This window comes from Nonomuraea sp. NPDC048892 (genome assembly GCF_040649735.1).
Classification (GTDB): domain Bacteria; phylum Actinomycetota; class Actinomycetes; order Streptosporangiales; family Streptosporangiaceae; genus Nonomuraea; species Nonomuraea maheshkhaliensis.
Genome location: NZ_JBEZFZ010000007.1, coordinates 507,921 through 519,187 on the forward strand (window position 1 = coordinate 507,921; position 11,267 = coordinate 519,187).

9 protein-coding genes are annotated in these 11,267 nt (G+C 72.2%); 8 read left to right on the top strand and 1 reads right to left on the bottom strand.

Annotated features, from left to right (window positions below):
• Positions 1-42 precede the first annotated feature (42 nt).
• The 8 genes from trpA to AB0C28_RS26460 all read left to right on the top strand — a co-directional run bounded on the left by trpA (position 43) and on the right by AB0C28_RS26460 (position 9,058).
• A complete protein-coding gene (gene trpA, locus AB0C28_RS26425) occupies positions 43-837 on the top strand; it encodes a tryptophan synthase subunit alpha (RefSeq protein ID WP_358078077.1) in 795 nt (264 codons plus the stop codon).
• A 537-nt stretch (positions 838-1,374) separates the two neighbouring features.
• The gene (locus tag AB0C28_RS26430) at positions 1,375-1,854 is read left to right on the top strand and encodes a DoxX family protein (protein WP_357852410.1); all 480 of its coding nucleotides are present in this window, start codon (positions 1,375-1,377) and stop codon (positions 1,852-1,854) included.
• Positions 1,851-2,615, top strand: a complete 765-nt coding sequence (locus AB0C28_RS26435; RefSeq protein WP_357852413.1) for a thioredoxin domain-containing protein — start codon at positions 1,851-1,853, stop codon at positions 2,613-2,615. The genes AB0C28_RS26430 and AB0C28_RS26435 overlap by 4 nt, the downstream gene beginning before the upstream one ends.
• Before the next feature lie 26 nt (positions 2,616-2,641).
• Entirely contained in the window at positions 2,642-4,024 is a 1,383-nt protein-coding gene (lgt, locus tag AB0C28_RS26440; RefSeq protein WP_358078080.1) for a prolipoprotein diacylglyceryl transferase, read from the top strand.
• Positions 4,021-4,725: a VIT1/CCC1 transporter family protein gene (locus AB0C28_RS26445; protein ID WP_357852418.1), complete on the top strand. Its 705-nt coding sequence runs from the start codon at positions 4,021-4,023 to the stop codon at positions 4,723-4,725. Before lgt ends, AB0C28_RS26445 begins: the two co-directional genes overlap by 4 nt.
• Before the next feature lie 213 nt (positions 4,726-4,938).
• Positions 4,939-5,613 (top strand): hypothetical protein, encoded by a 675-nt coding sequence (locus AB0C28_RS26450; protein ID WP_358078083.1) that lies wholly within the window; start codon positions 4,939-4,941, stop codon positions 5,611-5,613.
• Positions 5,614-6,824: 1,211 nt separating this feature from the next.
• Positions 6,825-8,048: a hypothetical protein gene (locus AB0C28_RS26455; protein WP_357852425.1), complete on the top strand. Its 1,224-nt coding sequence runs from the start codon at positions 6,825-6,827 to the stop codon at positions 8,046-8,048.
• Positions 8,048-9,058: a hypothetical protein gene (locus AB0C28_RS26460; protein ID WP_358078086.1), complete on the top strand. Its 1,011-nt coding sequence runs from the start codon at positions 8,048-8,050 to the stop codon at positions 9,056-9,058. The genes AB0C28_RS26455 and AB0C28_RS26460 overlap by 1 nt, the downstream gene beginning before the upstream one ends.
• A gap of 395 nt (positions 9,059-9,453) precedes the next feature.
• On the opposite strand, the gene AB0C28_RS26465 is transcribed toward AB0C28_RS26460, so the two are convergent.
• Entirely contained in the window at positions 9,454-11,046 is a 1,593-nt protein-coding gene (locus AB0C28_RS26465; RefSeq protein WP_358078089.1) for a bis-aminopropyl spermidine synthase family protein, read from the bottom strand.
• Positions 11,047-11,267: the final 221 nt, after the last annotated feature.

Consider the following 11,267-nt stretch of genomic DNA (forward strand, 5'->3'; position numbering starts at 1 on the left):
GCAGGGCATCATGGTGAGACTCGACCTTCGAAACGGATAGACATGACGACTCTTCAGACGGTTTTCGCCAAGGCCAAGGCGGACAACCGGGCCGCGCTCGTCGGCTACCTGCCCGCCGGCTTCCCCTCCAAGGACGGTGGCATCGCCGCCGCCGCGGCCCTGGTGGAAGCCGGCTGCGACGTCATCGAGATCGGCCTGCCCTACTCCGACCCGCTCATGGACGGGCCGACGATCCAGGACGCCGTGCACAGGTCGCTGACCAACGGCACGCGCATCGCCGACGTGATGCGCACGGTGGAGGGCGTCGCCGCGACCGGCGCCGCCACGCTCGTCATGACGTACTGGAACCCGATCGACAAGTACGGCGCCGACCGGTTCGCGCGCGACCTGGCCAACGCGGGCGGCGTCGGCACGATCACGCCCGACCTGACGCCCGAGGAGTCCGAGCCGTGGCGCGCCGCCTCCGCGGCGGCCGGCATCGACACGGTCTTCCTGGTCGCGCCCAGCTCCACCGAGCAGCGCATCAAGGCCGTCGTCGACTGCTGCACCGGCTTCGTGTACGCGGCCTCGCTCATGGGCGTCACGGGCGCCAGGGAGAGCGTCAACGTCGCCGCCGAAGGGCTGGTCGAGCGGACCAAGGCCCACACCGACCTGCCGGTGTGCGTCGGGCTCGGCGTCGGCACCGGCGCGCAGGCGGCCGAGGTGGCGGCCTACGCCGACGGGGTCATCGTCGGGTCGGCGTTCATCCGGCGCATCCTCGACGCGCCCGACGAGGCGGCCGGCTGGGAGTCCATCGCCACGCTGGCCAGGGACATGGCGCGAGGCGTACGCCGCTGAGCGAACGCCGGTCGGACGCCTGAACGTGGGGCGTACGCGGCTGAGCGAACGCCGGTCGGCCGCCTGAGTGCGGGGCCGCGTGCGCCGGCGCTCACGTACGTACCGCCACCGCTTGGGCGCCCACCGGAGCCGCGCTTTCGGTGGCGCGCCGCCGGGACCGGGCGGCCATCAGCCAGGGCCCCGCTCGCTGAGGGCCCCGCTCGCTGAGGGCCCCGCTCGCTGAGGGCGCGGCCCGCTGAGGGCGCGGCCCGCTGAGGGCGCGGCCCGGGTGCCGTGCGCGGAGACGCCGGCGCGCTTGGGGAGCATGTTCACCGTGTGGCCTGGGTCCGTGTGCGGCGTGGCGATTCTTCGTGTCGTTTGTCGTGAAAAGCGGCGACTCTCCCAGGTCGGCCAGGGGGAACGCGCTTAGCTGATGCTTATCTGCGGCGTGGTCAGATGGAGATCCCGGTACTGTGCGCGACTTCCGCGCAGATCCAGAGGAGAACACACGTGGCCGCGTCTCTACCGTTGCCGAGGGCGACAACGGCGATACCCTGGGTGACAACCGTTGCCCGGCTCGTGCTGGGCGGGGTGCTGATCGCGGCGGGCGCGCTCAAGATCGGCAACCCGGCCGACTCCGTCGTGGCGGTCAAGGCCTATCAGTTGCTGCCTGAGCCGGTCGCCGTCGCGGTGGGGTACGCCCTGCCGATCCTGGAGATCGTGGTCGGCGTGCTGCTGATCGTCGGGCTGCTCACCCGGGTGGCCGCGGTGATCGCCGGGCTGCTCATGTTCGCGTTCGTGTTCGGGATCGCCTGGGCGTGGGCCAACGGCCTGCGGATCGACTGCGGCTGCTTCGGCGGCGGCGGGCAGCTGGGGGTGGGCCAGGAGCCGACCTACCTGCTCGACATCCTGCGCGACTTCGGCCTCGTCCTGCTCGGCGCCTGGACGGTGCGCTTCCCGCCGGGGCGCTTCGCGCTCGACGGTGCCCTCGGCATCGAGGGTGACACAGGTGATGACGACGAGGGGGACCAGCGATGAGCAAGGGCGACCGTACCAAGACGAAGTCGCAGTCGGCGCGCGAGAAGATCAAGGCGCAGCAGGCGGAGGCGCGGGCGAAGGAGAGGCGCCGCAAGGTGGTGGCCTACACGACCGCGAGCGTGGTCGCGGTGGCCGCCGTCGGGCTCGGCGCGTGGTACGCCGCCAGCATCTCCCGCTCCGAGGAGGCCGGCGCGGCGCTCGCGCCGATCACCGTGCAGCCCGACGGCAGCGTCGTGATGGCCAACGCGGGCGTCACGAAGCCCGTGGTGGACATCTACGAGGACTTCCAGTGCCCGGCCTGCAAGGAGCTGGAGCGGGTCAGCGGCCCGACGTTCAAGAACCTCGCGGCCGAGGGCAAGGCCAAGGTGGTCTTCCACCCGATCACGATCTTCTCGCAGGAGCCGACCAAGTCCAACTCCGTACGGGCGGGCAGCGCGGCCAGGTGCATCGCGGACGGCAAGCAGTGGATGGCCTTCCACGACCTGCTCTACCAGAACCAGCCCCCCGAGAGTGAGGTGGGCTTCACGGCCGACCAGCTCAAGCAGTGGGGCAAGGACGCCGGCGTCACCGATCCCGGCTTCGACGCCTGCGTGACCTCGAACAAGAACGCCGACGCGCAGCTCGCGTACAGCAAGAAGGTCAGCGAGGCGCAGAAGCTCGACCACACGCCGACAGTGAAATTGAACGGTACAGAGATAGACAATCCGGTACTGTTCAGCCCGTCGCAACTTCGCGATGAGATTACGAAGGCGGCCAAGTAGCCTCGCTTCCGCTACCCTCACCTGACATGCCCCTTGCCTCGATTCCCAGCCCTTCCCAGGGGGTCTGGTATCTCGGAATCATCCCGATCCGGGCTTATGCGCTATGCATCGTGCTCGGCGTCATCGTCGCCGTCTGGCTGAGCGAGCGGCGCTGGCGCGCCCGCGGCGGCCAGCAAGGGACGATCATCGACATCGCGGTCCCCGCGGTCATCTTCGGCCTGATCGGCGGCCGGCTCTACCACGTCATCACCGACTGGCAGACCTACTTCGGCCCGCGCGCGATCAAGGAGCCCATCCAGGCGCTGTTCATCTGGGAGGGCGGCCTCGGCATCTGGGGCGCGATCGCGCTCGGCGCCTTCGGCGTCTGGCTGGCCGTGCGCAAGCGCGGCATCTCCATGGGCGCGGTCGCCGACACGGTCGCGCCCGGCATCGCCTTCGCGCAGGCCATCGGCCGCTGGGGCAACTGGTTCAACCAGGAGCTCTACGGCTCGCCGACCACGCTGCCGTGGGGGCTGGAGATCGACGTCGAGCACGGCGGCGAGCCCGGCGTCCTCTACCACCCGACCTTCCTGTACGAGTCGCTGTGGGACCTCGCGCTCGGCTTCGCCCTCATCTTCGCGGGCCGCGCCCTGACGCTGCGCCACGGGCGGCTGTTCGCCCTCTACGTCGCCGGTTACACGCTCGGCCGCTTCTGGATCGAAGGGCTGCGCATCGACCCGGTCGGCGGCGTCGACCACGCGGTGCTCTTCCTCGGGCTGCGGATCAATCAGTGGACCTCGATCGTGCTGTTCGTGCTCGCCCTGGTCTACTTCTTCGCCACCCGCAACAAGACGGGCGTGGAGATCGTCTCGCCACCGTCGTCGGACGAGCCCGGCGCGCAGGCCGACGCCGACCCGGAGCACTCGGCAGGCCAGGCCGACCCCGGCACGGGCGAGTCCTCCAAGACCGACGCCCCTCCAGGCGACGCCCCCACGGCCGGCGAGACTCCGGATCCGGAAACGACGACGGAGCCGTCCACGAAGCCGTCCACGGAGCCGTCCACGAAGCCGTCCACGGAGCCGTCCACGGGGCCGTCCACGGGGCCCTCGGCGCAGGACCCTGCGGCCTCCGACCAGCCAGAGGCCGGGGACCAGCAGCCGGACACGGCCGCCGCCGAAGAGCCTGCGGACACGCCGGAGTCGGCGCGTACGGAGAGCTCCCAGGACAACACCGCGGATGCCACCGACGACGCACCGGCGGCCCCTGAACCCACCACGACCGGCTCCACCGAGACGGGTTCGGCGGCGGCGGAGGCCGGTGCTGCCGACACCGACACGGGCACCAAGGCGACGGACAACGACCCAGGAGAGCCTTCCACCGCCGAATCTCCCGAGCCTGAACCCGCGACGAAGGAGAAGAACTCCCGATGAGCGGTCGCGCGGAGGCCCACCACCGACATCGCGACGTCACCGGAGGCTGGCTACGGCCATCGGTGTTCGGCGCGATGGACGGCCTGGTGTCGAACTTCGCGCTCATCGCAGGCGTCGCGGCCGGCACCGCCAACACCAGGATCATCGCCCTCGGCGGGGCCGCCGGCCTGGCTGCCGGGGCGCTGTCCATGGCGGGCGGCGAATACGTCTCGGTGGCCAGCCAGCGCGAGCTGGCCCAGGCCGAGATCGCCGTCGAGCGGCGCGAGCTGGCCAGCCATCCCGACGACGAGCGGGCGGAGCTGGCGCAGACGTTCGTGGACCGGGGCGTGACGCCCGACCTGGCCGCCGAGGTGGCCAGGCAGATCTCGCTCCATCCCGATCAGGCGCTGGAGGTGCACGCGCGCAACGAGCTCGGGGTCGCGCCGGGCGATCTGCCGTCGCCGGTGGTGGCGGCGGTGTCGTCGTTCCTGTCGTTCGGGGTGGGGGCGCTGTTGCCGCTGCTGCCGTACCTGCTCGGGGCGCACGACCTGCTCTGGTCGGCCGGATTGTCCGGCGTGGCGCTGTTCGCGGCCGGGGCGATCGTCTCGGTGGTGACGGCACGCAGCTGGTGGTATTCCGGGCTACGCCAGCTACTGGTGGGTGCGGTCGCGGCGGTGGTCACCTTCACCGTCGGAAACCTCGTCGGGGCGGCGGGGCTGTGATGGCCCGTAAAAGATCACCGTCCGGCTCCAAGGGCGGCCGTTCAGGCGGCAACGACGGAACGGGCCGCACCAGAGACAACCGCTCGACCCCGGCCACAGACAGCACAGGTTGGCCCGCCGCGGACCCCGACCCCGGCAACCGCCACGGCACCTCCCCGGACACGCGCTGGCCCGGCGCGCCGGCTCCGGACGGCCGCCACAGCATCGACACGGATGCCGGCCGACCCGGCGGGACCCCTGACAGCGGCCGGCGCGGCGGGACCTCTGACGGTGGACGGCGCGGCGGAACTCCTGACGGCGGCCGACGCGGTGCCAGCGCCGAGAGCGGTCGGCGCGGTACCGGCACGGACGGTGGCCGACGCGGCGCGGGTAGCGAAGGCGGTCGGCCCGGTCCTGCGACGGATGGCGGCAGCTGGCACGCCACCGGGACCGACGGCGGCGGCTGGTCAGCAGCTGGGACGGATGGTGGTGGCCGGAGGGCTGCCGGGACCGATGGTGGTGGTCGCTCGGCCGCTGGGACGGATGGTGTCGGTTGGCGGGCCGCCGGGACGGACGGTGGCGGCTGGCGGACTGCCGGGACTGACGGTGGTGGTCGCTCGGCCGCTGGGACGGATGGTGTCGGTTGGCGGGCCGCCGGGACAGACGCTGGCGGTTGGCCGGCCGCTGGTGCAGCGGGGACGGACGGCGGTGGCTGGCCGGCGGCTGGTGATGGTCGGTCCGGAACGGGCGCAGGTGGTCGCAGCCGTCGTTCGGACGGCGGCGGTTCCGGCCGGGGTCGTGGCCGTTCTGGCGCGCATACCGACGGCGGCGGCTGGCCGGCGGGCGACGGCACCCGTGCGGACGGCGGCCGCCATGGTGCCGCTCCGGAGGGTCGGCGACGCGGTGTAGGCACCGACGGCGGTCAGCCCGGTGCCGGTGCTGACGGCGGCCGATCCCGTGCCGGTGCGGACGGTGGTCGGCACGGTACCGGCCCCGAGGCTGGGCGGCGCGGTCATGGGACGGACGGCGGTAGGTCGGCGGCAGGGACAGATGGCAGAGGTTGGCAGGCCGCCGGGACGGACGCTGGTGGTCGGCGGGCTGCCGGGACCGATGGCGGCGGCCGGCATGCCACCGGGACGGACGGTGGCGGCTGGCAGGCTGCCGGGACCGATGGTGGTGGTCAGCGGGCTGCCGGGACTGAGGGCGGCGGCTGGCACACAACCGGGACCGACGATGGGGGCCGGCAGGCTGCCGGGACCGATGGCCGGGGCTGGCGGGCTGTGGGAACGGGCAGCGGAAGCTGGCAGGCTGCTGGGACGGATGGCGGTGGCTGGTCGGCGGCTGGTGATGGTCGGTCCGGAGCGGGTGCGGGTGGTCGGAGCCGTCGTTCGGACGGCGGCGACTTCGGCCGGGGTCGTGGCCGTTCTGGCGCGCATACCGACGGCGGTGGCTGGCCGGCGGGCGGTGCCGAGGGTAGGGGCGCGGACGGCGGCCAACCACTGACAGGCACCGACGGCCGCGGCTGGCACGCCACCGGCGGCGGCCCGCAGGCGGCCGAGCCGGAAGACCGCCGCTCGGAGGGCGGACGCGGCAGCCGCAGAGCCGCCCGTTCCCATGGCGGCCGAGCCGAGGAGCCGGTGAACGGCAACTGGCAGGCGTCCAGCACAGGCGACGGCCTGTTGTCGAACGACGGCTGGTCGACGGACGCGCCCGGCGGCGGACTGATGGCAGGCGGCCGCTCGGGCTCCGACGGCCGGGGCACGAACGCGGACGGTGGCCGACCGGCAGATGATGGCTGGTCGGCGGATACGGCCGATGGCGGGTCAGCGGGTGCGAGTGGTGGCCGCAGGTGGGGTCGTGGCCGGGGCCGGGGCGCGAGTGCGAACGGTGGCCGTTCGGCGGATGATGCGTGGTCGGTTGATGGCCGACAGGAAGACGGCGACCGAGGCGCGAACGCGGGTCATGGTCGGCCGGCCGACAGTGACCGTTCGGCGGATGGGTCTGGTGGTCGGCGGTCGGGTCGTGGCCGGGGCACCCATGCGGACGGTGGCCGACCGGCGGATGCGAACGGTGGCCGACGGCCGGGCGATGGCAGGTCGGCGGGTCCGGACAGTGGCGCCATGTTCATGGCCGGAACGGCTGACGGCGGCTGGTCGGTCGATGGCGCGGGCCGTGCTGGCGGTGCCGGCGGCGGGGACGGTGCTGGTGCCGGGGACGGCGGTGCGCGACAGGCATCGGAGTCGGACGGCAGACGGCGGTTCGGGCGCGGGCGGAAGGCGGCGTCCGGAGGGCGGAGAGGCGAGACCGGTGACGAGGAGACGGCGTCCGGCTGGCTGAGCGGTGAGGACAGCGGCCGCGAGTCGGCGTTCTGGCCGGAAGCGGACTCTGGTGGTGCGGAAACGACGCTCGGGCGGCGGAAAGCTGAGTCCGGGCGGCGGAAGGCGGGGGCCGGCGGGCCTGCGACCGGTGAGTTCGACGCCGAAGGGCTGACGGTCGCCGGCGGTGGCGCGGGTGACGACGACGGATCCGGGCGACGGGAGCCCGCCTACCACAAGCGGCGCAGGACCCCACGCTCCGACTGGCAGTTCCCCATACTCACCGACATGGGTTTCCGCCCGGAGCAGCAGCGCCTGTTCGTCATCATCGCCACGGTCGCCGGAGTGCTGGTCGCCGCCGGAGCCTTCGTGACGGTCGTCAGGTCCCTGGGCACCTACCGCCCGGAACGGCAGGTCACCGCCTCCGTGCTCGGCCCCGACGCGGCCGTCCCGCAGGTGTTCCACGGCTGGAACTCGCCCAAGCTGTTCGACCCCGTCACCGAGCGGGCCAAGGACCCGAAGGCGCTCACGGAGAAGGAGGTGTTCAGCCAGAAGACGCTGGCCGTGTCGAAGAAGCTCAAGCTCAAGCTCGTCGCCAAGCAACTCGACGCCGACTGCGCCACGGCCCTCTGGGGCGAGCGCCTGCACGAGCTGACGGCGAACGCCGGCTGCACCCAGGTGGCCCGCGGCCTGTACGCCAGCTCCGACGGCCGTTACGTCGGCCAGTACACGCTGCTCAACCTCAAGGACGGCAAGTCGGCCTCAGAACTGGTCGAGGCTCTGAAGACCCTCTATCGCGGCGGCTGGGCCAGCCCGCTGACCTCCGCCAAGGTGGCCTTCCCGCCTGGCGGCTACTCGGAGGCGGGCGGCTACGCGCTCGGCCATTACGTCGGGCTGGTGTGGCTCGGCCGGCTGGACGGCACCGAACCCACCGCCAAGGACGACTTCGTCTCCCTCACCCTGGCTCTGCGCGGGGCGGAGAAGGCCGTCTACCGCCGCGTCGTCGCGATCACGGGGACGTCCTCCTGATGTCCCGCCGGATCGTCATCCCCGGAGTGGCCGCCGTCCTGGTGGGGGCCGCCGTGGCGGGCTGGCTGTGGCTGCGCGGGGACGACCCGCGTCCCACCACCCTCCACGCCGAACTCACCTCCGCCTTCTACGCGGCCGTCGACACCCGCCGGCGCGACGCCACGCCGCTGACGACCGAGGAGGTGTTCCCGCCGTCCACCCGGAGCCTGGCGGGCATGGGGCAGGTGTCCACCCGCCAGTTCACCGACTGCGACGAACTCCTCTGGGGCACCTCAGCCACCGAATGCACACAGGCGCTGCAGGCCACGTACGCGGGCGGCTCCATGGCGGGTCAGTTCGTCATCTTCAACCTCGCGGACGGGCGCGCGGCCGACGCCCTGGTGTCCGCCCTGCGCAAGGACGGGTTCGTACGGCAGGACGTCGCGTTCGAGCCCGTCGGCAGCCTGGCCCAGGTCCGTGCGATGGGCCATTACGTGACGGTGAGCTGGACCGGCACCACCCAGCCCGCGCAACCGGGCCAGACGCCGGCCGGTTCCGAACCATTCGGCCAGCTGAACGAGCCCATCCAGTCCGACCAACGTGACGAGTCCGGCCAGCCGGCCCAGCCCACAGAAACGGGCCGGGAAAGCCGCCCCTCGGGCACGGACCAACCAGGGCAACCCGTGGAAACGGACCAACCAGGGCAACGTACGCAGTCCACGGAAGCAGGCCAATCAGGGCAGTCCGCGGAAATGGGCCGACCTGAGCAGCCCACGGAAGTGGGTCGGCCTAGGAAGCCCACGGACACCGGCCAGCCATCAGATGTCGGCCGGGGGCGATCGGCGGGCACCGAGCAACTGGGCGGCCTCGCGGGCACCGGCCGACCGGGGCAACCCGCGGAGTCCACACAACCTTCGGATCCTGGGCCGACTGCGCAACTCCCACAACCCGGGCAGGATCTCGTCGCCGCCCTCATAGCCCTGGACGGCCTCGGCCGAGCAGTCCAGGGTCGCGTCGTCGCCGCCACCTGACAGCCGCCGGGGTACTCGCGGCGCTGCGCAGACTTGGCGGTGCTGGTGCTGGCCGCAGTTGCGGCCGCCTGTCGCTTGGCCGGTGCTGTGGCTGGCGATGCTGACCGCCACCTGGGTCCTGCCTTCGCCGACGTTTGATTGTCAGTTGCTTTGATGCCTGGCTCCGCTAATGACGAGTCCCGCCTGCAGAATCGCTCCGCTGATAAGGATTCGCGGCCGTTGCCGGAGGTCGGCCGTGTATCACTGACGATTGGCGGCTCACGATGGTGCCCGCGCCGACGATGGTCGGCTCACGACGGTGCTCACGCTGAAGAATGGTCGCGGCCACCCGAACCGGGCCATGTCGGCCAATCCGTTCGCGTGGCAGGTCGTCGTAGCGGGGTCGAACGTCGTGGTCAGGTGGTCGTGGTCAGGGCTGTGACTGTTCTGGTGACCGCCTCGTGCAGGGATGAGAGGCGGTGGATTGGGGCGTCGAGGGGGGTCAGGTCGTCTGACCAGTCGGCGGCCTCGCGGATCAGGGCGCGGGCCTCGTTCTTCGTCAGGGACGATCCCTGTGCGGCGGCCACCGCGATGAGGGCCTCGCGCCAGGTGTTGGCCAGTTTGGCGTGGCCGTGGTCGAGGATGCGGCGCAGGACCGTGTCCGCATCCCCTTCCGGTTGCGGCAGGCGTACGGCGTCCAGGATGTTCTCGCCTGCTTCGCTCACCTCGTACACGGGCGACAGGGCCTTGGGCAGGGGTGGGAGGGAGGTGCCGACGAGGCGGACGTGGGTGGCGCGGGTGGCCAGGAGGAGGCGGGGGAGTGCGGCCTCCAGGCCGGGCGGCACCGCCACGGCGACCCGCTGCGGTGCGGCGGCGTACGGCTTGGCCAGCCAGGTCGAGAGCCGGACCCGCGGCTGCGGGAGGTCTTTGGGCCAGTCGCCCACCAGGAGGTCAGCCTCGAAGCCCGCCAGCGCGTCCTCGGTGGCGGGCCCGGTGACCGGTGAACCCTCCGCCCCCGGGGCGGCGGCTTTCTGGCCGGCCGAGGAGCTGCTTTCGATCGACTGGGGGCCGTGGGTGTAGATGGCGGTGGTGTGGCGGGTGAGGCGGGACTGGACGGCGGGGCGGGTCTTGGTGGTGGGGCGCAGGAGGTAGAGGTCGGCGGCCGAGCCGATCGCTTCTGCCCCGAAATAGCGGTTGAAGTCGGGATAGATGGCCTCGTAGACGAGGTTGAGCTCCGACAGCTCCTGCTGCACCTTGAAGGCCAGCATCGGCGTGCGCTCGCTCGCCCCGTACGCCAGCAGCACCCGCCCCTCGTCCTTCAGCCCCTCCACCGCCCGCGCCACGAACAGCCCGACCCCCTCGGGCGTGTACGGCGGGTCGGTGAGCGCCAGGTCGTGGTCCCTGGCCGAGGCGGGCAGGCCGAGGCGCAGGTCGGCCCAGCGGGTGCGGACGCCCAGGCGCTGCTCGTCGATGTAGGCCAGGACGCGCTCGTCGACGTCGACCACCGTCACGTCGGTCTCGGGATGGACGAGCTTGACGGCCAGCGAGGTCAGGTCGTGGTCGCCCACGCACAGCAGGCGGGCCCCGGGCAGCCAGAAGCGGGTGCCGACCAGCAGCGCCCGGCGCAGCACGGTCTCCGGCGTGGCCGAGACGTGGTCGAGCACGTGGCGGGCGCGCGGGGCCTTGGCCACGAGGGCGGTCAGCCGGTCTAGCACGTGGGCGTAGTGGGGCAGCAGGTGGGCGACCGGGTCTTCCGGAGGCGCGGCCACGGCGAGCAGGTCCTGGTAGGCGGGGGTGTCGACGAGCGGGACGCGGAAGCGTTCGCCGTCGCGTTCAAGGACGACCTCGCGCAGCAGCGACTCGACCGTGCGCCTCGACGTGGCGCTCTGCCTGACCAGCTCGGCGAGGGTCCACCAGTGGCCCTCGCAGAGCAGGGCCAGGGCGTGCCTCAGCCGCCTGCTGTCGGCCCCTGCTGCGGTGAGTAGCCGTTCGACCCCGTCACGCTCCATGGGTGAACCCTATCGGGGCCGGGGGCACTCGATCGCCGTGACGCGAATCCGCGGCCTGGACGGGGAATTTCGGGCCCCATGCTGGAGGTTTGGGATAGAGCGTTCGGATGCCGGAGCGGTGCGAATGTTCGCAATACGGACGCGGCGGGCACCATTCCGGCAGGGTGGGGTAACCTCTATCCACGATATGCAGCAGGGCCAACGTCGTCCCCGCCTGTAGC

Bases quoted from the DNA above. Each gene is read 5' to 3' on its own strand.
- AB0C28_RS26455 (WP_357852425.1), top strand. From the start codon at position 6,825: ATGTTCATGGCCGGAACGGCTGACGGCGGCTGGTCGGTCGATGGCGCG.
- AB0C28_RS26435 (WP_357852413.1), top strand. From the start codon at position 1,851: ATGAGCAAGGGCGACCGTACCAAGACGAAGTCGCAGTCGGCGCGCGAG.
- lgt (WP_358078080.1), top strand. From the start codon at position 2,642: ATGCCCCTTGCCTCGATTCCCAGCCCTTCCCAGGGGGTCTGGTATCTC.
- AB0C28_RS26445 (WP_357852418.1), top strand. From the start codon at position 4,021: ATGAGCGGTCGCGCGGAGGCCCACCACCGACATCGCGACGTCACCGGA.
- trpA (WP_358078077.1), top strand. From the start codon at position 43: ATGACGACTCTTCAGACGGTTTTCGCCAAGGCCAAGGCGGACAACCGG.
- AB0C28_RS26460 (WP_358078086.1), top strand. From the start codon at position 8,048: ATGTCCCGCCGGATCGTCATCCCCGGAGTGGCCGCCGTCCTGGTGGGG.
- AB0C28_RS26465 (WP_358078089.1), bottom strand. From the start codon at position 11,046: ATGGAGCGTGACGGGGTCGAACGGCTACTCACCGCAGCAGGGGCCGAC.
- AB0C28_RS26450 (WP_358078083.1), top strand. From the start codon at position 4,939: ATGCCGGCCGACCCGGCGGGACCCCTGACAGCGGCCGGCGCGGCGGGA.